Source organism: Chryseobacterium sp. 22458 (genome assembly GCF_052044975.1).
GTDB lineage: Bacteria > Bacteroidota > Bacteroidia > Flavobacteriales > Weeksellaceae > Chryseobacterium.
In genome coordinates, this window is the sequence record NZ_JBQEOA010000001.1 from 1 (window position 1) to 20,886 (window position 20,886).

Consider the following 20,886-nt stretch of genomic DNA (forward strand, 5'->3'; position numbering starts at 1 on the left):
TGTTACCATTATTCTATTAATTTTTTAAAATAAGACAACAAATTTATCTTGGCTATCTCACATTATCAGAACTTGCCCTTTGAGATACCTGAGAATTGGGTATGGGCAAGGTTTCAAGATATATTCAATATTATAATGGGACAATCGCCTAGCGGTGAATACATAAGTAGTGATGGAGAATATGAATTTCATCAAGGCAGAACTCATTTTGGAGATAAAATATTATTATCGTCCCAAACATTCACATCTTATCCAACTAAACTCGCTCAATCTCATAGCTTATTGTTGTGTGTGAGAGCTCCTGTTGGTGATATAAACATCACAAACAGAGAGGTTTGTATAGGTCGTGGGTTGTGTTCTCTGAAACCATTAAACGAAATCTCTCTTGGCTTCGCCTATTATTGGGTTTCCTATTTTAAAAATAGCTTTGTAAATAAAGCAACCGGTACAACTTTTTTGGCCATTTCTAGCGAAACAATTAGGAATGAATTTATTCCGATTCCTCCTCTTAAAGAACAAATGGTAATAACACAAACAATTAATTCATTATATACTATGTTAAATAATATAACAGTAGAATTATAATTCTGCTGTTATATTATCTAATTGTTGAAATAAGTTTTTGATGACTTGGACTATTCTAATTTGTTCTTGACTTGGAGGTAATAGAATAGGAAAATTAGTAATTTTCTCTTTTGAAATATTGGGTTGTGCCCCACCTTCTGCTTTTATTTGGAAAATTTTCTTCTTACTCATCAAAAGATACAAAAGAAATTTATTATAAATACCTGAATATGTAATGCAGGTACAACAAGCTTGATTTGTAGCAGCTGGTATATTTAGAATACCAATTTTTCCAATAGTTGCACCATACATTGCAATCAATACGCTACCTTTTGGATTTAATCTAACTGAGCATTCTTTAAGGGCTAAGTCGGTTATCTTTTCAGGTATATAATCAATATAGCCGTCATTTAGGTCACCAGTTTTCAGCCAATTAATCGTTCCCTTTTCATAATACGCTTTATTTGAACGGTTTGGAGTTGCACCAGAAGACCAAGAACCAACACATTCTAAGGTACATTCCGCCCATCCTTGAGGCAAGTTCTGATAATGTGAGATAGCCAAGATAAATTTGTTGTCTTATTTTAAAAAATTAATAGAATAATGGTAACAGACTTTAAAAAATCACTAAGTAAAAATGACTTGGCAGAAAACACAATTACATCGTATGTATGGACAGTAAATCACTTTCTTACTCAATATGGGGCAGTAAACAAGGAAAACCTTTTGGCCTACAAAGGATTTCTAATCGAACATTTTAAACCACAAACAGTGAATCTGCGTTTGCAAGCAATTAACAAGTATTTAGAATTTATCAAAAAAGATAGGCTGAAGCTCAAATTTGTTAAGGTTCAGCAGAAAAATTTTCTAGAAAATGTCATTAGTGACGCAGATTACAAGTTTTTCAAAACAAAGTTAAAAGCAGACGGAAACAGTGAATGGTATTTTGTCGTTTGGTTTTTAACAGCAACCGGAGCTCGGGTCAGTGAATTGTTGCAGATAAAAGCAGAACACGTTCAAATAGGACATCTTGATATGTACACAAAGGGAGGGAAAATCCGACGTTTATATATTCCTAAAAATCTTCGTGCAGAAGCTATCAAATGGTTAGAAACAAAAAGTATAAAATCCGGATATATATTTCTTAATCGTTTTGGAGAAAGAATTACAACCCGTGGAATATCTCAACAGTTGAAACATTTTGCTTCAAAATATGGCTTAAATGTGAATGTAGTATATCCACATTCTTTTCGCCATCGATTTGCCAAAAACTTTTTAGATAGATTTAATGACATAGCACTGCTTGCCGACCTTATGGGACACGAAAGCATAGAAACGACCCGAATTTATCTTCGCCGTACTGCAAGTGAGCAACAAGCAATTGTTGATAAAATAGTGAATTGGTAAAGATTGAAAATTATAGCGTAGGCAGATGCTTACGCTATAATTGAATTTATTATTTTATCAATTGAAGCAAAAATTTCTTCAATTTTTTGGACAATTCGTTTTTGTTCTGATAGTGGGGGTAAAGGGAAAGGAATAGTATTTAAAGATGATTTTGTGAGATGTTTAATAGTAATTCCCTTGCTGTAATTGTCGAGGAGACATATATCATTATAATGCCATAAAAAATACATATACAAATAAGAATCAATTTTACAATGGAAACGTACTCGATGTATCGCATTTTGATATAGTATGCTGTTCTCTCTATCCCATACTGCACATCGCCCAACTTCCCCTCCTTCGCAAACAAGTAAATCTCCCTTCTCTATTGAGTAACGATAGATTTCAATATCTTCAAATTTCATTTCTTTCAAGTCATCCAAGTTAACTTCTCCCCACCTGACATTTACGCTACGGAGATAAGGATAATACTTTCCCTGATTTTTAATTTTATCCAATGTTTTGCCTAAATCATTAGTTGAAATATCTTCAAAATAGCACCATTCCCAAGATTTTGGAATTTCAAAGGGATAATGTGAGTTATCCCCTGTGTATTTAGCCTTCTTTTTGCTTTCCGGATGCTCTGCTTTTATGCGTTCAAGCAATACAGAAGCGGGCTCATCATTTGGGTCTTGCGGGACAAGTTTACCTCGGATGGCAAGGTCTAGAATTTTGGATTTGGTTTGGTTTACAGTTTTTTGTAAATCTATCTGATTCAGTTCTACTTCATCGATAAAATGATTATATCGTTCTATATTATGAACAATTTTAATTTGCTCTTCAAAAGGAGGAATTGGATATAGCCAATTAAGAATATTATTATTACTTATTGACGGAGAGTTATCTCCTTTCATAAAGCTATTTAACCCATCTATTATATATTTCGAAGTCATTAAGTTAAAGCAGAATTCAGGAAACAGCATATTATTTGGTTTACAAACATAAAAGCCAGTAGAAGCAATACAATCATCCAAAGAGTTATCTATAAAAGCTATATTTTTTAAATACGGTCTTACCATAGAAAAAAGAGTGTCTCCTGTTGATAGTTTTCGTGTAGCACGACTTGGAGTATTTTCTATTTTGATAGTTTTTGGATTGGTTACTTTATGTTTTTTGTTATTTATTGCATCAATATCGATGTATCTAAAACTATTTCCCGTTGGCTTAGTACTTTCCATTGGATTAAAACACGAATATCCTCTTACCCATTCCCAACTTTCTGGTATCTCAAAAGGTATCTCGTTATCAATACATTTCACGGTTCCGTCTGCGAACTTCTCGTAATATGATTTATCGGAACGGTAAATGTATGATTCGTTCTTATCTCGCTTAATCTTTTTTTCTTTGATTAACTGTTCTTTTTCTGCACGTATTTTTTCGATAAGCACAGAAGCGGGCTCATCACTTGGGTCTTGCGGAACTAATTTTCCACGGATTGCTAAATCGAGGATTTTTTGTCTTAATTTCTTCGTATCCATTATTCCTCTATTTTGCCGATTATTTCTTTTAATGAAGTTACAGCTCTTGATATATTGGAACTTTTCTCTTCAATTTGTGACAACAATTCGGCAAGCGACATATCTACAGTCTCTTCTCCTGTTTTAATCCAGGTTATATCCAGGCTAGTTTTGTCTCTTCCTAATAATTCTGCCGAAGTATATTTCCGCCAGCGACCGGACGGATTTTCTTTGGAATAAGTTTCTATCCTGCTGTTAATATTTTCAGCATTGTAGCATTTTATAAAATCATCTAAATGCTGACGGCGCATAGGATTGGTTGCCAATGTATGTTTTACATTGGTGCGGTAATCGTAATACCACGTTTCATTGGTTTTATTCCCTTTTGAAAAAAACAATACATTTGCTTTGACACCATTGGCATAAAAAATACCTGTAGGCAAGCGAAGAATGGTATGAAGATTAAATTCTGTAAGTAATTTTTTACGAATCGTTTCCCCGGCACCACCTTCAAACAATACGTTATCTGGCAATACCACCGCTGCTCTTCCGCCATTTTTGAGCATCAGCATAATTTGTTGCATAAAATTCAGCTGGTTATTGCTTGTGGAAACATACAAATCGGTACGCATAGCAGCAATATCTGTAGAACCAGCAGGTCTATTCCCGAACGGAGGATTAGCAAGTACTACATCTACCAATGTATCCGGTTCTCTTTCTAATGAATCACAGCATTCTATCGGGCTGCGTTCCGTGCCGATTCCGTGCAGATACAAATTCATTGAAGCGAGGGTTACAACGAGAGGTGTATTGTCGTTACCGTGCAATGCTTTATCTCTCAGGAATGCCCGTTTTTCTTTATCTTGCGACTGCTCTTTCATATAATCGTAAGCAGCAAGAAGAAAACCGCCTGTACCACAAGCTGGGTCGCAGACCGTTTCTCCAATTTGCGGACGGCTAACTTCAACCATTGTATTAATTAGTGGTCGTGGAGTAAAGTATTGCCCAGCGCCACTTTTCTTGTCTTGTCCGTTTTTCTCAAGAATACTTTCATAAATTGCACCTTTAACATCTCCATCCATCGACAACCAATTTTCTTCATCAATAAGTGTTATCACTTTTTTGAGATATACCGGTTTATCTATTTTATTTTGGGCTTTTGTATAGATTGTTCCTATCAGGTTGTCTTCCTGACTCAATAATTTTAAGGTTTTCTCGTAATGGTCGATTAAATCAAGTCCATCCAGTTCCGTTAAATCATTCCAGCGATAACCGTCTGGAATAGCCGATTCCTCTCCGAAAATTTCAACATTTTCATTGTCCATCTTCAGAAATAAAAGATAAGTTAATTGTGTTATATAATCGGTGAAGCCAACACCTTGTGAAGAAAGAATGGTAGCTAAATTCCAGACTCTTTTTGTAAGCGACTGTTCGGTCGCAACTGTTTTTTTTGCCATTAATAATTTTATTTTAAGCAGCTTTTAGTATAAATTGTGAAAGTGAGATGATGGCGGTATTTACAGAATCTGCAGTGCCAAAATCTCTTACCATTTGGGCAACTAAAGGTTTGTCTTCCTCTTTAATGTCATTAAAATTGCAACTTCCATTGGCTACAATATAATTAACAACGTTGCGGATAATCTCTTTTTGAGTGTCCGTCAAAGGTCGTTGATTTTGTCCGCACCAAAGCTCAAAGCGACTTGCAGCCATTGATGATAAAGAACGTAGGTCAGGACTTTGTTTTAAAGCAAAACGTACTAATTGAATAATATTGGTTAGCGCATCTTTTTCATCTTTTGAGCGAAAAGAGACAACGTGAGTCGGGTCCAGGACAGAATAGGTATTCCATAACAGGATAGGATTGAATTTGTTGCTGGCTTGCATTAGTTTTTCTCGTAGTTCCTTCAACATTTTATAAGTAATCGGCTCATTGCTGTTGTTGTAAATAATACGTAAAGCTTCAATCTCATCTTTATGGGAATTGACATAATCTTCAAATGCTTGTGTGGTGTTCCGAGCTTCTTCAATGGAAAATCCTTTCTCAATTAAATTATCTTCTCCCGGTTGCAAAATGGATATAAATCCTGCATTCAGTTCTAGCAGATATTGTCTTGCTTTCGGATTATGCGTAAGAGGACGAACGAGGCCTTTTCGTCCAAGATTTGGATGATTGACCTCAATAAAAGGTTCCAATATTCCTTCTTCTAAAGCACTGAATATTTGTACTGCCAAATCTATTATTTCGATTCTTGCTAAATCTGTGAATTTTTGACGTTGTTTATCATCTGATTTAATATTGATTCGTGATAAACGACTTGCCAAGAGTCTTAAATTATCATCCGACAAATCTCCGTGCGTAATACGCTCTAATAATATTCTCAAAGACATATTAGGAGGCGGCATATCTGCACCAGGACGAGTAACCTGCATTTCGTGTTCTGTTACTCCGACTGCATCTACCAAAAAGAAAAGGTCTTTACTGACTGCATTGGGAGTTACATTACGGAGTTGTTCGTCTCCAATTGTTCTTACACCACGACCTTTCATCTGTGTATAAAGAGCATCCGATTCCACATCCCGCATAAACATAACAACTTCCAAAGGTTTCACATCCGTTCCTGTTGCCACTAATGTCACGGTAACAGCAATCCGGAAATCTTTGTCATTTCTAAAACTTCTTATTAACTGATTGCTGTCTCCTGCAGAATAAGTAATTTTTTGAATAAAATTTTCGGACTGGTTAGGAAATACTTCCTTCGCAATTCGGACTATATTGGTTGCGTGAGCATCATTTAAAGCAAAAATCAAAGTTTTAGGAATATACTCTAATTGAGGTTCTCTATCGGGATAAAGCTCGTTATATATAGAATCACGGTAAGTTTCTAAAATAAGTTTGATTTGCGAAGGATTGATAATACTGCGATTGAGTTCTGTAGAAGTATATGTTTTCTCTTCTGAAGTTCTTATATCTTCTACCTTACCGGAATATTTTGTTATCTGCGTTATATTTTCTCCTTCTTTTACAGCTCCTCCATTTTCCGTAGCCTGAGTTTTAATACGGAACACACGATAATCAACATTAATTCCGTCAGCAATAGATTTTTCAAGGGTATAATTTACTATACGGTTATTATTGAAAAACGCTAAAGTTTCGGGAGCTGGTGTAGCGGTAAGACCAACCATTTTTGCTGATTTAAAATACTCCAAGACTTTTCGCCAGTTGCCGTAAATGGAACGGTGGCACTCATCAATAATGATTAAATCAAAAAAGTCAGGAGGAAGATTTAAGTTTCCATCCAATTGTATTTCTTTGCCATCGTTATTATATGATTCGTCATCCTCGTTATCATTTAATTCCTGTCCTGTAAGCAGCGCAAAAAGTCTTTGAATGGTTGAAATAACGACATTCGCATCTTTGGGGATTTTAGCAGATTTTAATCGCTCTGTTGTAAAAATCGTATTGAATGGCTCTCCTGTTTCTGTAAGTCGGAAAGTGCCAAATTCTCCTTCTGCCTGTCGTCCTAAATTATTTCTGTCAACAAGAAACAAAACCCTCTTAACAGGCGTATAAGAAAGTAGTCTGTAAGCGGCCATACAAGCCGTAAAAGTTTTTCCAGCCCCCGTTGCAAGTACCATTAACGCACGAGATTGGCCTAATCTAAAACTAGATTCCAATTCAGTAATTGCTTCATATTGGCAATCCCTTAGTCCCTTCTTTTGCAGTGAAGGTAAACCGGAATACTCGTCTTCTATTCCAAGCATTTTCACAATCTCTCTTGGTGAATGTATACGAGGGACTGTCAAATAATCTTCATCAAGATTATTAATATTTCTAAATAATATTTCCTTACCGTTTGATAAATAAATGATGGGCAGCGGTTGATACCAGTAAGAACACCAATCTGGCAATCTGTAAGTATATCTTTCAGCTTGCTCCATTACAACATTAGATAGTCTACATTCTTCTTTTTTTGCTTCAAGAACACCTATCGCTTTGCCATTAATAAACAGAAGATAATCAGCTTCAAGGCTTCCTTTTAAAATCCCTTCTTCAATAGCCACAGCAGAAATATTGGGTGAGTAATGGTCTCTATTGACAATTTCCCACCCAGATTCATTAAGCATTCGATTGATAATTTCTCTAGCTTTTTGTTCTGGTGTCATTTATTTACTTCTATATAATTTATATTATCAGAAGTTAATCACAAAAATAGTTAATTTCATTTGATATCTCCTTATGCATTCCTAGAATGCTATGAAGAAGTAACTTTATTTGATAATTTTGTTTGTGAAGAGTTTTAAATTGGTTGTTTATTTTATTGTTTTTACAATGTCATATTCATTGATATTAGCTCTTATGGTCAGTGCAATATCAATATATTTATCTGGATTAACAATAAAATCACTCCATTTAACAGAATGAATAAAGGATGAATAACCTTTATATGGTCTACTACCAATATGATTAGCACAATCTGTATAGACAGGATTTTTTACATTGAACATATTATCTCTAAGGATTTGAAACAAAGAATCAGTTTTCAATGTTCTGCAATTACAATATAAACAAGAGTTTTCTTCAATAAAATAATTATAGCTTCCCCATTGGTCGGGTAATACAACTGCTAAGACTGCATTTGTTTTGCTCCTTCCTCCCTGTCTTGATTGTTCTTTCAAAGAATATGAAATTTCCCAAGGAATCCATTGGTCTTTTTCACTAGAGAAATTCTCTTTCATCCCTTTAGAAACAAGAACAATTGTAATTGAACTATAAAATATTTTATCTCCTAACTTTGAGGCAATTGTAGTATCCTCAAGCGCAACCATACTTTCCCCATCATTTTCTCCTTTATAAATATGGTCATCTTCTTCCAAAATTTTCGCAATTTCATCAACATAATGTCTTGCTGTTGTTGCAATTCTTCTTTTTGTAACAAAGAAATCAATAACTTCATACACTCCTAAATCTTGCACTTGGGCGTCTGCATATTTATATGAAACGAATATACTCTTACCCATAATTTAGTAATTGTTTCTGATTTTTATTGCTTCTTCAATCCAGTCTTCAAGATTTTCTTTAATATGGTCATACACATAGGTACTTGTACTGTATGGCGGATTGTAACATTTTACAATTGAAGAAAGGGATTTTCCATCCACACTAAAGCCATCAAATGGATTATTTCCTTGATTAGATTGATTACCCCCACTGTCTTTTAGATTATGTACATAAATTCCAAAAATTCCTCGTCCCTCTTCCCAAGCCTTTTTTATTTCATGGTCAATCCATTTTCTTCCTGCTGTTTTTTCTCCAACAAATACAATAACACAAGATTTTCCACTCATATTATTATCAATCCATTTTTCTATTTCTTTGTCACCACCATTCGTTACTTCTTCCCATTTGTTGGAAGTAACCACACTATTTCCTTCAATTTTTCCCATATTTCTTATTTGAGAAGCCCTCCAATTATCGGGTACATAATGGAAACTTGTAAACACTTTTCTTGCCATAATTATAGTTTTTGTAAAATATTGATTGCTTTTATTGTGTTGTTTATTATTTCTTCTTTTGTTGGATTATCTTTTCCGAGTTCTCTTATAGCATTGTATAATTCTGCATTATCAGGATAATAAACTTGTAGTTCTCCAGTAACTTTATCCCATAATGATTTGGAAACATATCCAGTTGCTCCTATAGGAATAGGAATAACATTATGTTGCAAACAAATTTCAAATTCTTCTTCCATACCATTTGAATTGACTATATCATCGCCAACTTTTTTGTTACCGAAAACAAAAACTGCTACGCCCGCTTTTGAAATCATCTCGTTTCTATAATCTGTCCATATTTCAGGGATACTTTTAGCTCCAGACTGAATTTGGGGAAAAGGTCTTAAAATTAATAAGTCATCCAAATTTCTGTAATTAGAATTTAATTTAAAATCTAATGCACCATTAATAACAACGCTACCAATTCCTAATCCAAATCCCGAAATAATTTTATACTCTTTTTCAGCCAATTTGTAACTTAGGGAATGAATTAGGTCATTCGCATCTTCTGCGGTATAAGGTGAATAATCGTGAGCCGCTCCTGAGATAAAAATATTTTTTCTTTTTATTCTCTTCTCTATCTCGTGCAAAATTGCTGTTATTTCAGAATATTCTTTAACCATTATGGCATGAATACCATACCTAACTAAATCTTCAATTTTTAACTCCTGTTTAATTTTTGCGTACAAATAATCTTCCTTATTTTGCTCAGGTGTTTTTGTGGTATCATTAAAATCGGTTTCTTGCACTTCCTTGAAAAAACAGTAGTGCGTAGGCGTGTTATCTTTTAGCAGAATTTTTATTCTTCCTAAAATGTACTCCAGATTTGGGTCATCGAAGCTGAAGCCTATAAATAAAAAAGTCTTTGATAATAAATCTCCTCTCAAGGCAGTAGAAAATAATTCTTTCTTATCATTGTAAGTTTCGTAATCATCCTTTGTTAGAACAGCTTCATCAGGAGAGTTTTTATCCCCATGCATTTTGTAGACAATGGCATCTTTCTTCTTGATGTTTCTTGAAAAGTCTACATTCCTAATTTTTGTTTCAACTGTTTTACCATTCGCTTCCAAGGTCTTTTCTATAAGCTGATCGTAATTTGTTGTCCAAAAGGTGTCAATACCAATACGAGACAAAATTTTATGGTTTTCGCTACCTGTGGTGAGTGTGGTAAATTCATTGATAATTTTATTGTTGATTTTACCTCTCTTAAATTTATTGAAATGATATTGTGCCACTGAAATCAAGTCGTGTTCTTTATCAACATCTAATTTTAATTCAACAGCTAAGTCTCTCAACAGTTCTTTCCAATTTACAAAGCCTAATGTTGCGGAAAAACCCGCACCTGCAAAAATAGCAGCATCTCCACTATTTATTTCTATAGCAAAATCATTTATAAATTTCTTTTGTTGTTCTGTAAATGTCATAATTATTTATTTAACCACTCGTTTAATGATATTTCTGTTTTGTTGGGATAAATTATTTTGTAATAATCTTTTGTGTATTCACTTTCCTCAATTCTAGGATAAATTTGAAGATACTCATTCCCCTGCCAGGTAAGTCTATTGTCTGCTAAAGGTAAAATGCAAATTTTATCACTTGCCAATTTATAGGTATCTCCAATTCCAACTTCCCAATTGCACCATTTAGAAGCAATGGCATCGTTTGTCGCTAATAGTACAAACTTGTCATTTTTTCTAATTTGTCCTTTAATATTTTGTGCTGTTATTCCGCTTGTGCGTTGTGGCATTGTTTCATCAGCCCAATCTACATAAATAGAAATACCTAAATTTTCAAAAAATGTCTTTGCCTGAGCAATCAACGCTTTATCTTTATGAGAATGCGATAAAAAGATACTTGTCTTTGATGAATATTCAGAGAAAGTTCGGCTTTCATTCAAGGTTGTATATCCTTTATTTCTAGCCTTATTGTAGGCAATCGTCTGAAATTCTTGTTTAGTAAAAATGGCCATATGTTTTATTTTTGTTTTCTTGTTATTATTTTATTCAATCCCCTAAATCTGATTGTTAGTGTTCTAAGTGGAATTGATTAGCCAAAATAGTAAAAAAGGCATATATTATTTCGTTTTTATATTTATAATCTGTAAAACTAGACTTTTAAAGGGAAAAAAAATTACGGTTTTCCGGAAGATCCCGCGTAATGCCACCATTGGTGGCTATGAGCCCACTAAGTTTATTTGAATCATTTATTTCCTCTGATTACGAAAATAGTGTAAACAATCAGAGGCTGATTAAAAGCAAATTTTCCAGTTTAAAAACCGGTTTTGAAATGAAATCAGGTTGGACAACCTTTATCAATTATGAACTGGGCTATCAATGGATATTTAACAAAATTATGTCTGATGTAAATGATAACAAATATATTGACCAAAAAGGATTTATAAATCTTTACATGACTATTACTCCTGAATTTAGAATCGAATCCTATCTTGAATATTATAAATTTGGTAATACCAATGCAAGAACTACTCAATTCTGGGATGTTAAATTAAATTATAGATTGAAGAAACAGAATATGAATTTATTTCTACAGGGCAATAACTTACTAAACTCAAATAGCATTCAACGGTTTTCCATTTCAAACATAAGCGAAAGTTTATACACTCAAAAATTAATTCCATTACATTTTGTTTTGGGCTTAAATAAAAGTTTTTAATAAGCAAAACATGGGCTTTAAAATAACAAGTTTAATAAGTAAAAATTCTAAAATGAAAAACGCTAACATATATAAAAATAGACCTACTTTTATTTCATCCTAAAAAGATACCCATCCCATAACAAAAATAAAAAAAGAAGTCAAAGATAGGGAGCTCCTAAATCCAAGTGCTAAAGTTTTGTCAAGGTCAAGCCCTACGGGTTTTTAGAAAAAGTTTTTATGTATAAAAAATACACAAAAACTTTTTCCAAAAAACCTTGACATAACACCTCGCTCCCTTAAAAAAGGACTTTTTTTTTCTTTTTTTTTCGGTTTTTTCTTCGCTTTCTTTTAGAAATATTTCTGCTAATCAAATACAGAAAAAATACTGCAAATATATTTTACAGTATTTTTGATTGAAGTTAAAAGTTGATATTACATATATCAATACTACATCTATAATCTAGCTGTTAGTAATGTTTTTAATGAACTCATATCTTCACTTACTTTCTTATCCAGAATCTTAGCATAATGTTGAGTGGTTTTAATACTTCTATGTCCCAACATTTTACTTACACTTTCCATAGAAACATTATTCCCTAAAGTCACTGTCGTTGCAAATGTGTGGCGTGCTACATGGAAAGTCAGTTTCTTTGTAATTCCACAAGTCTCAGCAATTGTTTTCAAATATTCGTTAACTTTTTGATTAGTATACATTGGGAGTAACCTTTCTGAATCTATTATTAAAGGATGGTTCTCATATTTTCTTAGTATTTCTTCAGCTATTGGAAGTAAGGGAATATTTGATGCTGTATGGGTCTTTTGTCTATGAGTCATTATCCATAAATTTCCATCTATTCCGGTAGAGATATGATCCTTTGTTAAATTGTAAATATCAATATAAGCCAATCCGGTATAACAGCTGAAAATAAAAATATCCCGAACTAAATTTAAGCCCTGACCTGCAAAATCTTTATCCTGAATAGATTTAATTTCTTCTAGTGTAAGGAAATTTGTGGCTACTTCATTAAATTTTCCTTTGTAATACACCACTAAATCCTTTTCAATCCAAGTATTCTGGTAGCATATTTTGAGAATTTTTGCTAAATTCTTGGTATGTTTTACCGTGGAATTGTTATTACATTTTGCTACGGTACGAAGAAAGAAATCAAAATCATTCAAAAAAGCAGGTTCAATTTTTTTAATATTAATATCAGATTTTTTATAAAAACTCCATAGAAATTGTTTTAAATGAGACAAACACGTTTTGAAATTTTTAAGAGTTGCTAGTGCATAATCTTTTCCAATTAATTTTTTCATCCTATCATTATGATCTTGAAAGATAGGAATCAAATGACGTTCTGTTTCTTGTCTTCCGGTTAAAAGATTCCTCACATCGGTAGCATCGAAAGATTCTCCTGATAAAATAAGATTTCTTTCGATTTCAAGGATTTTAGATGATAATACATCAAAATACTTATTGATGGTACGAGCCTCCTCAGAATTGCCTTTTAAACGGTTTATTTCTGGATTCCATTTAGAAAGATCTACATTTTTACCTGTAGAGAGTTCTGAACGTTTTCCATTAACTGTAATTCGTAAGTAAACAGGAACTTGTAAATTGCTTTTCGATTTGGATTTTTTAGCATAGAGCAATACTGAAATTTTAGTTTTCATAATAATGACTTTTAAAGGTTAAAATAATTTCCAGAGACCCATTAATCAAGATGTTCGATTATTAAACAGCTTTGCTGATGGGACTTTCAGAGAAATTCGGTTACCTGAAAAAATCTAAATATAGAGGTCACCGAAAAGGGCACCTTTACTTTGTGAGAAAATAGCTTATTTTGTATATATTACTCAAAATAAAGACCCCTCAAATCATACAATTTGAGGGGTTTTGTTTGAAATCATCCAATTTCTTGTGGTTTCTCCAGGAATCGAACCAGGGACACATGGATTTTCAATCCATTGCTCTACCAACTGAGCTAAGAAACCATTATATTTTTGTTTGACTTACTTCGTTGTTTTAAAGTGATGCAAAAGTAGTACATTTTTTTCAATTCTTAAACATGTTTTTTACTTTAGATCCGCTTTTATTCCTAAATATAAGATTAACAGGGCTAAAGATTTTTAAAAATACAACATAAAGAATAGAAAACTTTGCGTGAGAAAAATATCGCATCAGTATAAAAAGAGAAGTCTGCGTGTTAAAAACAAAAAAACCTCTGAAAAATCAGAGGTCTTCAAGTGGTTTCTCCAGGAATCGAACCAGGGACACATGGATTTTCAATCCATTGCTCTACCAACTGAGCTAAGAAACCATTATATTGTTGTTTGACTTACTTTGTTGTTTTAAAGTGTTGCAAAAGTAGTAAGTTTTAGTATACAAAGCAAGTATTCATCATGCTTTTTTTATTGAAACTAAAAAAACTATTGATTATCAGACGGATTATTTTCCTGTTCCTTTCTGATCTGCTCACTCATTTCTTCCAATACCGGTTTGATCGTGTTTTCCGGAAGATCACTGATACGGATATACATCAACCCATCGATCGCATCATTGAAGTTGGGATCCACGTTGAAAGCAATTACTTTCGCATTTTGTTTGATGTATTTTTTGATCAGAACAGGAAGTCTCAGTTCAGGTTCCAGATCATCGATGATCTTATCAAGCTTATTAAGGTCAGATTCCATTTCCTCAAAGAAAATATTCTTATCCCTGTCACGAAGCTTTACTTTGTACTCATTTCTTGGGGTGATATATTGAGCAACGGCAGAATCAAAATAATTGGAACGCATAAACTCAATCATCAGAGATTTTGAGAACTCCGAGAACTTATTGGAGATACTTACACCACCCATCAGGAATTTATGATCAGGGTTTCTCAGGCATACATGCACAATTCCTCTCCATAAAAGGAAAAGCGGAAGTGGTTTCTGCTGATACTCCTGGCAGATATAGGCACGGCCCATTTCGATCACTTTTTTGAAGAAAGGGTGAATGTCCTGTTCAAATTCAAATAAAGAACTTGTATAGAAGCCTTTGATGCCATATTTTTTCATCACCTCTCTGCCTAGTGCCATTCTATACGCTCCGGCCAGTTTCTTCTCACCATTGTCCCAAAGGAACAGGTGGTGGTAATGCTTATCATATTCATCCAGGTCAAACGGAAGATTACTACCTTCACCCACTGCACGGAAAGTAAGCTCTCTCTGGCGCCCGATTTCCCGCATGATAGAAGGAATCTCTTCGTAAGTGGTAAAGTAGATTTCGTAATTTCCGTTGCTGAACAGCATTTTGTCAGTACCTCTAAGTTTGTCAACATCTTTGATAATATCCTCAATCGGAGTTTCATCAATAATGTTCTGAACAATATTTTCTTCCTTCAGCAAAGGAAATTTTACAGAAAGATTCTGAAGATTGATACTTTGAGCCAGAGATTTCCTTTTTTCATAATAAGATTTCATCATATAAACCTTACGCTTCAGAAACTCTCCCAGTTCCTCAATCGTTTCCATATCATCCATTGCTTTCACCGTGATAGGCCTTCCGATTCTGATTCTGATAGGTTTTTCCCTGTCATTCATCATTTCAGCAGGTAGCATCAGCGTTTGTAAATTCGGGTGAAGCTTGGCTACCTGATAAAAAAGACGGCTGTTCTTGGCATGGAAATACATAGGAACTACCGGCACTTTAGCCATTCTGATCAGCTTAAGTGCCGTTTTTTCCCATTCTTTATCTAAGATTTCTCCGTAAGGATTGTTTTTGTTGGAAACTTCTCCCGCAGGAAATATACCTACGCAGCTTCCGTTTTGTAAATGCTTGAGGGTTTCACGCATTCCCGAAGAACTGCTGTAAGCTTCTTTTCGGTTTTCAAAAGGGTTTACAGAGATTACATACGGCTCCATAGGCTTGATCTTTTCCAGAAGGAAATTTCCCATTACCTTGAAATCCGGACGTACCTCTGATAAGATCTTGCACATCAGAATTCCGTCTATAGCACCCAGCGGGTGATTCGAAACCAGAATAAAAGGTCCTGTTTTCGGAATTTTTGCCAGATCCTCTTCAAAAGCTACATAGCTTAGGTTTCTTTCTCTTACAAATGAGTCGAAAAAGTCTTTGCCTTCCTTATCTTTTAATTTATCGTATAATTTATTTACTTCATTTATTTTAGCAATGCTCATCACAGCAGATGCTACCGGGTTCTTGAGGAACCCGATTTTACTTAAGCCGGAAGCTTTGATCAGATCGTTTTTCGAAATTAAACTCATGTGTGTTTAGTCGCAATTAATATTATTGTGTTACCATTTGAAGTGTATTCTTGGAAATTTGCTCCAATAATACATTTTTTTCCTGGTAAAATCTCTCAATGTGATCCATCTTCGCATTTCTTACTGTGAATAAAGATACATTTTTAATTGCTTCGGTTTTAAAAATTTTTTGAAGCTCTTCATTAAGCTCTTCAAGTTGATTAAATTTATCTTCCAGGCACAATGCCAGTGATATAGCAGAGTTTTGCATCAGGGAAACCTTGATCTTATATTTAGACAGATACCCGAAAATTAAGCTCATATGATCTTCCGCAATGAATGAGAAATCTCTTGTGGAAATTTTCAGTAAAGCCTGATTTTCCTTTAAAATATAAGACTCCTCATGTTGATTCTTGTCTGAGGCACCTACTTTTGTTCCTTCTTTGGCAGGATCTACGAAAGATTTTACATAAAAAGGAATGTTTTTTTGCTGTAGCGGCTGTAATGTTTTCGGGTGAATTACACTTGCTCCGTAATAAGCCATTTCAATAGCCTCTTCATAAGAAATATTCGAAAGAAGAGATACTTCTTCAAATTTTCTCGGATCTCCGGTCATTACCCCAGGTACATCTTTCCAGATCGTCATCGCTTCGGCATTTAAGCAATACGCAAAAATAGCAGCAGAATAATCAGATCCCTCTCTTCCTAACGTTACCGTAAAATTATTGTCATCAGAACCAATGAAGCCCTGGGTAACATAGCAGATTTCCGGATTAAGATTCGAGATAAACTCTTCCGTTCTCGTCCAGTCTACCGTACCTTCCCTGTATGAATTATCAGTTTTGATGTAATCCCTGGCATCCAGCCATTGGTTGGTAAACTGAATTTCATTCAGGTACTCGCTTACAATTTTTGTGGAAATCATTTCTCCGCAGCTCACCACCTGATCATACACAAAGTCGTAATTAGGAGATTTATTTCTTCTTAAAAAAGAATCGATGTCATCAAAGAAGAGATTGATTTCAGCAAAAACCGCATGATTTTCAGGAAAAAGACCTTCCGCAATCTCAATGTGTTTTCGTTTTATCTTTTCAATCTCAGTTTGATAGTTATCTTTTTTGAAATAAAGTTCTACAACTTTTTCCAACTCATTGGTCGTTTTGCCCATTGCTGAAATCACCAGCAAACATTTGGCAAATCCCTGGCTTTTTAGAACCATGGACACATTTTTCACACTTTCGGCATCTTTTACAGACGCTCCACCAAACTTGAAAATTTTCATTAAATTGTTAAAAATAAAATTGTTAGATAAAAAATTACATGAGTTTTTTACGGACGTCAAAATTATAAATTTACAACGAGATATGAAATAGCCTAGCGGCCCGATAGAATTAAGATTTCCTTAAAATCAACAATTCATGAAATAATCCGGTTTTTTTACGCCTCCGGAATAGCAAATCTGGACCTTACATTTTATCTAACTGCTTAATATTATGTTGTGTTTGAATTATATTGTATTGAAATACAGTGAGTAATCTCTTTTGTAATTAAATTTTCTTAATGCAATAAATTTTCCGAAATTTGGGGGAAAGTAAAAAGAAAAATATGTCAAATCAGCCATTACAGACTTTAGGAGAGTTTCTTATTGATAAGCAGGACGATTTTCAGTATTCTACAGGAGAATTTTCTCGTCTTCTCAGTGCAATAAGACTGGCTTCTAAAGTGGTAAACAGAGAAGTAAATAAAGCAGGAATTGTAGATATAACAGGAGCTGCGGGAAACCAGAATATTCAGGGTGAAGAACAGCAGAAACTGGATGTGATCGCTAATGAAATTTTTATTACGGCTTTGTCTCAAAGAGAGGTTGTTTGTGGTATAGCATCTGAAGAAAATGATGATTTTATCGATATCAAATGCGGTGAAAATGGTCATTTAAGTAAATATGTGGTTTTGATTGATCCTTTGGACGGATCTTCCAATATCGACGTGAATGTTTCCGTAGGGACTATTTTCTCTATTTACAGAAGAGTAACTGAACCGGGAACTCCTGTTAAGCTGGAAGACTTCTTACAGAAAGGGATCAACCAGATTGCAGCAGGATATGTTATTTACGGATCTTCCACAATGATCGTATATACTACAGGAAACGGAGTAAACGGATTTACACTGGATCCTTCTCTTGGTACCTATTACCTTTCACACCCGAATATGACATTCCCAAAAACAGGTAAAATTTATTCTATCAACGAAGGGAATTATATCAAATTTCCTCAGGGAGTAAAAAATTACCTTAAATATTGCCAGATGGAAGAAGGGGATCGTCCTTATACCTCAAGATACATCGGTTCTCTGGTAGCAGACTTCCACAGGAATATGCTGAAAGGAGGAATTTATATCTATCCTTCTTATTCCCAGGCTCCGAACGGTAAATTAAGATTATTATACGAATGTAATCCTATGGCGTTCCTTGCAGAACAGGCCGGAGGAAAAGCAACAGACGGATTCAGAAGAATTCTGGAAGTAGAACCTACAGAACTTCATCAGAGAATTCCGTTCTTCTGCGGAAGTGTTGATATGGTAGAAAAAGCGGAAGAATTTATGCGTATCGACAGCGTAAAATAAATGGAAGCAAAGTATTTAAAATATCTGTTAGAATTCAAACGCCCGAGTGGAACATCTCGCGGCGTTTTGCTTGATAAGGAAACCTTTATTCTGGAAATTGCTGAAAACGGCAAAAAAGGAGTAGGAGAATGTGCAATCTTCAGAGGGCTGAGCTTTGATGACAGGCCGGATTATGAAGAAAAATTAAAATGGCTCTGTGAAAATATAGAGAAAGATTCCGCTTATTTAAAAGAGGAATTGAAAGAATTTCCGTCCCTGTGGTTTGGATATGAACAGGCTGTTCTGAATCTGAAATACAGCGGAAGTTTATATTTCCCCAGTGAATTTACGGAAGGAAAATCAGCCATCACAATCAATGGGCTTATCTGGATGGGAGATGTAGGCTATATGGAAGAACAGATTCAGGATAAACTGGAAAAAGGATTTCATTGCATTAAGCTAAAAATTGGGGTGGACTGGAAATCAGAACATGTAATTCTTCAGAAACTGAGAAAAAAGTTCTCCAAAGATCAGCTGGAACTTCGTGTAGATGCCAATGGAGGATTCAGTAAAGAGGAAGCATCAGTTGTTTTGCATCAGCTTGCAGATCTCCATATTCATTCTATTGAACAGCCAATCAAAGCAGGAAACTGGAGTGATATGGCTGAATTATGTGCTCAGACACCTACACCCATAGCACTGGATGAAGAACTGATTGGAATTATTGATCCTGAGAAAAAGAAACAGCTTTTAGAAGCAATACAACCACAGTATATTATTTTGAAACCTGCATTGGTAGGAGGTTTTTCAGGTTCAGATGAATGGATTTCTCTTGCTGAACATCAGAATATCGGCTGGTGGATCACTTCAGCATTGGAAAGTAATATAGGATTAAATGCCATTGCACAATATACATTCACCAAAAAAAATCCGATGCCGCAAGGATTAGGCACCGGAGCTTTATTTGTCAATAATTTTGAATCCAGCTTAGATCTCAGAAATGAGCTGCTGTGGTTCAAGGTGTAAAGAAACAGACTAGCCACACGTTGGGTTGCCCGAATGTTCCCAATCCCATTCCCTGCAGCATCTGGCTTTAAAATCCCAGTTGTTGCAGCCAATAGGTACTACCGGAATATCTCCTCCCTGAATGGTTTTCAAATCCCTTTTGTTCAGTTTTTTGAAGTTGTTGTGTTGTTTTTTCATGATAATATTGGGTTTTTGATGAGATGTGTATGTAATGACAGGATCTGGTTTAAAGACTGTCTTAGCTCGTAATAAAAAGCCCAATGCCTCAAGTTTTAGGCATTGGACATGTATGGAAATACATTTTGAACCTGGTTTATTTCTCTGAAATGAGATGTGTTTTGTCTCAAACTGCTGTTTTTAAAAGTTAACTAGCAATACGGAGGAGGTGAATCCGGGCAGGTAGTACCTCCACAGTATCCTTCTGCCCATGCTCTGCAGCATCTGGCCGTTGGATCCCAATTATTACATCCAAGAGGTGGTCTTCCCCCTTTAATACTCTTTAATTCTTCTCTGTTGATTTTTTTTAGATTTTTCATAATAAATATTTTAAAAAGTTGTTGGTTTAATTTTGAATATGATCTATTTTAATTCCGAAAATTAAAAAGGATTATCCGGGCAAACAGGTCTGTCTGAAGATTCAGGAAGCCATTGTCGGCAGCATCTTAACTTTGGATCCCAGCTCATACAGTCACGGGGGATAATGCCGCCTTTGATGGTCTTTAATTCTCCATTTTTTAATTTCTTTAGATTTTTCATAGTAAAAGTTTTTAGTTGAGTTGGTAAGTAAATATCCGAAACTTTTTTGATAATACAATGACGGGTGAATTATTTTAATAATATTTAACAAAATATCTGATTTTTATGCTGGATGCAAAAAAAGTGACAAACATAATATCTCTCTCATCAATCTCTTATGATAATGCATGGAAATAAATTCCTGCAATTCATTTGTAGGAATTTTGATTCTGTTTCGGTTTAATTAAAGGATAAAGTAATTGTTGGATCGGATAATCTTCAATTTTACAGGGTTAAATACTCGGGTTTAAATTACATCTTTTACAAAGATGGCTTTCTTTATATACATTAAGATATAAGAAAACTTTTTTTTAATCTTTCTCATGATAAAAAAATTGTAATTCTCTATAGATTGAATTGGCAATCTCTATGCCATTTTTAAGGCGTTCTGTAAGTTTAACATAAGCTTAATTTTATAAGTTTTTTTTAATTAATCTTTAAGAAATAATTGTGAAAATATTTTCGTTATTTTTTAATCTATTGCTGATAATATTTCTATCTGTTCCATATAAGTTTTGAAAATATCATTACGCATCTG

The 20,886-nt window shown here is 34.3% G+C and carries 19 protein-coding genes and 2 tRNA genes; 5 read left to right on the plus strand and 16 right to left on the minus strand.

Features of this window, described 5'->3' with window-relative positions; translation table 11 throughout:
• Positions 1-48 precede the first annotated feature (48 nt).
• The gene (locus ACTJJF_RS00005; RefSeq protein WP_440698241.1) at positions 49-585 is read left to right on the plus strand and encodes a restriction endonuclease subunit S; all 537 of its coding nucleotides are present in this window, start codon (positions 49-51) and stop codon (positions 583-585) included.
• Here ACTJJF_RS00005 and ACTJJF_RS00010 read toward each other — a convergent pair.
• Positions 580-1,128, minus strand: a complete 549-nt coding sequence (locus tag ACTJJF_RS00010) for a restriction endonuclease subunit S (protein ID WP_440698242.1) — start codon at positions 1,126-1,128, stop codon at positions 580-582. The genes ACTJJF_RS00005 and ACTJJF_RS00010 overlap by 6 nt on opposite strands.
• A gap of 39 nt (positions 1,129-1,167) precedes the next feature.
• On the opposite strand from ACTJJF_RS00010, the gene ACTJJF_RS00015 reads away from it, so the two are divergent.
• Positions 1,168-1,971, plus strand: a complete 804-nt coding sequence (locus ACTJJF_RS00015; RefSeq protein ID WP_440698243.1) for a tyrosine-type recombinase/integrase — start codon at positions 1,168-1,170, stop codon at positions 1,969-1,971.
• 29 nt (positions 1,972-2,000) lie between these two features.
• Here ACTJJF_RS00015 and ACTJJF_RS00020 read toward each other — a convergent pair whose 3' ends face one another.
• The 7 genes from ACTJJF_RS00020 to ACTJJF_RS00050 all read right to left on the minus strand — a co-directional run bounded on the left by ACTJJF_RS00020 (position 2,001) and on the right by ACTJJF_RS00050 (position 10,989).
• Positions 2,001-3,488 carry a restriction endonuclease subunit S gene (locus tag ACTJJF_RS00020; protein ID WP_440698244.1) on the minus strand — a complete coding sequence of 496 codons (1,488 nt, stop codon included), beginning with the start codon at positions 3,486-3,488 and terminating at the stop codon, positions 2,001-2,003.
• Positions 3,488-4,924, minus strand: coding sequence for a type I restriction-modification system subunit M (locus tag ACTJJF_RS00025; protein WP_440698245.1), 1,437 nt, complete (start codon positions 4,922-4,924; stop codon positions 3,488-3,490). Before ACTJJF_RS00025 ends, ACTJJF_RS00020 begins: the two co-directional genes overlap by 1 nt.
• A 13-nt stretch (positions 4,925-4,937) precedes the next feature.
• Positions 4,938-7,631: a type I restriction endonuclease subunit R gene (locus ACTJJF_RS00030; protein WP_440698246.1), complete on the minus strand. Its 2,694-nt coding sequence runs from the start codon at positions 7,629-7,631 to the stop codon at positions 4,938-4,940.
• A gap of 147 nt (positions 7,632-7,778) precedes the next feature.
• On the minus strand, positions 7,779-8,486 hold the full coding sequence (locus ACTJJF_RS00035) for a TIR domain-containing protein (RefSeq protein ID WP_440698247.1): 708 nt from the start codon (positions 8,484-8,486) through the stop codon (positions 7,779-7,781).
• A 3-nt stretch (positions 8,487-8,489) separates the two neighbouring features.
• Entirely contained in the window at positions 8,490-8,981 is a 492-nt protein-coding gene (locus ACTJJF_RS00040; protein WP_440698248.1) for a TIR domain-containing protein, read from the minus strand.
• Between the two features lie 2 nt (positions 8,982-8,983).
• Positions 8,984-10,444 (minus strand): SIR2 family protein, encoded by a 1,461-nt coding sequence (locus tag ACTJJF_RS00045; RefSeq protein WP_059155289.1) that lies wholly within the window; start codon positions 10,442-10,444, stop codon positions 8,984-8,986.
• A gap of 2 nt (positions 10,445-10,446) precedes the next feature.
• On the minus strand, positions 10,447-10,989 hold the full coding sequence (locus tag ACTJJF_RS00050; protein ID WP_172795481.1) for a toll/interleukin-1 receptor domain-containing protein: 543 nt from the start codon (positions 10,987-10,989) through the stop codon (positions 10,447-10,449).
• Positions 10,990-11,195: 206 nt separating this feature from the next.
• Between ACTJJF_RS00050 and ACTJJF_RS00055 the strand changes: the two genes are divergently transcribed.
• Positions 11,196-11,693: a hypothetical protein gene (locus ACTJJF_RS00055; RefSeq protein WP_440698249.1), complete on the plus strand. Its 498-nt coding sequence runs from the start codon at positions 11,196-11,198 to the stop codon at positions 11,691-11,693.
• Between the two features lie 435 nt (positions 11,694-12,128).
• On the opposite strand, the gene ACTJJF_RS00060 is transcribed toward ACTJJF_RS00055, so the two are convergent.
• The 5 genes from ACTJJF_RS00060 to ACTJJF_RS00080 all read right to left on the minus strand — a co-directional run bounded on the left by ACTJJF_RS00060 (position 12,129) and on the right by ACTJJF_RS00080 (position 17,208).
• Complete coding sequence (locus tag ACTJJF_RS00060) at positions 12,129-13,349, minus strand: site-specific integrase (RefSeq protein ID WP_440698250.1); 1,221 nt, start codon at positions 13,347-13,349, stop codon at positions 12,129-12,131.
• Positions 13,350-13,597: 248 nt separating this feature from the next.
• Positions 13,598-13,670 (minus strand) — tRNA-Phe (locus tag ACTJJF_RS00065).
• Between the two features lie 253 nt (positions 13,671-13,923).
• Positions 13,924-13,996, minus strand: a tRNA-Phe gene (locus ACTJJF_RS00070).
• Positions 13,997-14,105: 109 nt separating this feature from the next.
• Positions 14,106-15,947 carry a lysophospholipid acyltransferase family protein gene (locus tag ACTJJF_RS00075; protein WP_440698251.1) on the minus strand — a complete coding sequence of 614 codons (1,842 nt, stop codon included), beginning with the start codon at positions 15,945-15,947 and terminating at the stop codon, positions 14,106-14,108.
• A gap of 22 nt (positions 15,948-15,969) precedes the next feature.
• A complete protein-coding gene (locus ACTJJF_RS00080; protein WP_440698252.1) occupies positions 15,970-17,208 on the minus strand; it encodes an aspartate kinase in 1,239 nt (412 codons plus the stop codon).
• 323 nt (positions 17,209-17,531) lie between these two features.
• Here ACTJJF_RS00080 and fbp point away from each other — a divergent pair, with 323 nt between their 5' ends.
• Both fbp and ACTJJF_RS00090 read left to right on the plus strand, forming a co-directional pair.
• On the plus strand, positions 17,532-18,548 hold the full coding sequence (fbp, locus tag ACTJJF_RS00085; RefSeq protein WP_065398771.1) for a class 1 fructose-bisphosphatase: 1,017 nt from the start codon (positions 17,532-17,534) through the stop codon (positions 18,546-18,548).
• Positions 18,549-19,553, plus strand: coding sequence for an o-succinylbenzoate synthase (locus ACTJJF_RS00090; RefSeq protein ID WP_312306429.1), 1,005 nt, complete (start codon positions 18,549-18,551; stop codon positions 19,551-19,553).
• 9 nt (positions 19,554-19,562) lie between these two features.
• On the opposite strand, the gene ACTJJF_RS00095 is transcribed toward ACTJJF_RS00090, so the two are convergent.
• From ACTJJF_RS00095 to ACTJJF_RS00105, 3 genes are all read right to left on the minus strand, one after another.
• Positions 19,563-19,730 (minus strand): bacteriocin-like protein, encoded by a 168-nt coding sequence (locus ACTJJF_RS00095; protein WP_312306427.1) that lies wholly within the window; start codon positions 19,728-19,730, stop codon positions 19,563-19,565.
• A 191-nt stretch (positions 19,731-19,921) separates the two neighbouring features.
• On the minus strand, positions 19,922-20,089 hold the full coding sequence (locus ACTJJF_RS00100) for a bacteriocin-like protein (protein WP_312306425.1): 168 nt from the start codon (positions 20,087-20,089) through the stop codon (positions 19,922-19,924).
• A gap of 61 nt (positions 20,090-20,150) precedes the next feature.
• On the minus strand, positions 20,151-20,309 hold the full coding sequence (locus ACTJJF_RS00105; RefSeq protein ID WP_312306423.1) for a hypothetical protein: 159 nt from the start codon (positions 20,307-20,309) through the stop codon (positions 20,151-20,153).
• Positions 20,310-20,886: the final 577 nt, after the last annotated feature.

What these genes read in the sequence shown, in the direction of transcription:
- ACTJJF_RS00050 (WP_172795481.1), bottom strand. Translation starts at nt 10,989, where the DNA reads ATGGCCATTTTTACTAAACAAGAATTTCAGACGATTGCCTACAATAAG.
- fbp (WP_065398771.1), top strand. Translation starts at nt 17,532, where the DNA reads ATGTCAAATCAGCCATTACAGACTTTAGGAGAGTTTCTTATTGATAAG.
- ACTJJF_RS00095 (WP_312306427.1), bottom strand. Translation starts at nt 19,730, where the DNA reads ATGAAAAAACAACACAACAACTTCAAAAAACTGAACAAAAGGGATTTG.
- ACTJJF_RS00055 (WP_440698249.1), top strand. Translation starts at nt 11,196, where the DNA reads ATGAGCCCACTAAGTTTATTTGAATCATTTATTTCCTCTGATTACGAA.
- ACTJJF_RS00030 (WP_440698246.1), bottom strand. Translation starts at nt 7,631, where the DNA reads ATGACACCAGAACAAAAAGCTAGAGAAATTATCAATCGAATGCTTAAT.
- ACTJJF_RS00035 (WP_440698247.1), bottom strand. Translation starts at nt 8,486, where the DNA reads ATGGGTAAGAGTATATTCGTTTCATATAAATATGCAGACGCCCAAGTG.
- ACTJJF_RS00045 (WP_059155289.1), bottom strand. Translation starts at nt 10,444, where the DNA reads ATGACATTTACAGAACAACAAAAGAAATTTATAAATGATTTTGCTATA.
- ACTJJF_RS00015 (WP_440698243.1), top strand. Translation starts at nt 1,168, where the DNA reads ATGGTAACAGACTTTAAAAAATCACTAAGTAAAAATGACTTGGCAGAA.
- ACTJJF_RS00090 (WP_312306429.1), top strand. Translation starts at nt 18,549, where the DNA reads ATGGAAGCAAAGTATTTAAAATATCTGTTAGAATTCAAACGCCCGAGT.
- ACTJJF_RS00075 (WP_440698251.1), bottom strand. Translation starts at nt 15,947, where the DNA reads ATGAGTTTAATTTCGAAAAACGATCTGATCAAAGCTTCCGGCTTAAGT.
- ACTJJF_RS00020 (WP_440698244.1), bottom strand. Translation starts at nt 3,488, where the DNA reads ATGGATACGAAGAAATTAAGACAAAAAATCCTCGATTTAGCAATCCGT.
- ACTJJF_RS00100 (WP_312306425.1), bottom strand. Translation starts at nt 20,089, where the DNA reads ATGAAAAATCTAAAAAAAATCAACAGAGAAGAATTAAAGAGTATTAAA.
- ACTJJF_RS00040 (WP_440698248.1), bottom strand. Translation starts at nt 8,981, where the DNA reads ATGGCAAGAAAAGTGTTTACAAGTTTCCATTATGTACCCGATAATTGG.
- ACTJJF_RS00080 (WP_440698252.1), bottom strand. Translation starts at nt 17,208, where the DNA reads ATGAAAATTTTCAAGTTTGGTGGAGCGTCTGTAAAAGATGCCGAAAGT.
- ACTJJF_RS00060 (WP_440698250.1), bottom strand. Translation starts at nt 13,349, where the DNA reads ATGAAAACTAAAATTTCAGTATTGCTCTATGCTAAAAAATCCAAATCG.
- ACTJJF_RS00105 (WP_312306423.1), bottom strand. Translation starts at nt 20,309, where the DNA reads ATGAAAAATCTAAAGAAATTAAAAAATGGAGAATTAAAGACCATCAAA.
- ACTJJF_RS00025 (WP_440698245.1), bottom strand. Translation starts at nt 4,924, where the DNA reads ATGGCAAAAAAAACAGTTGCGACCGAACAGTCGCTTACAAAAAGAGTC.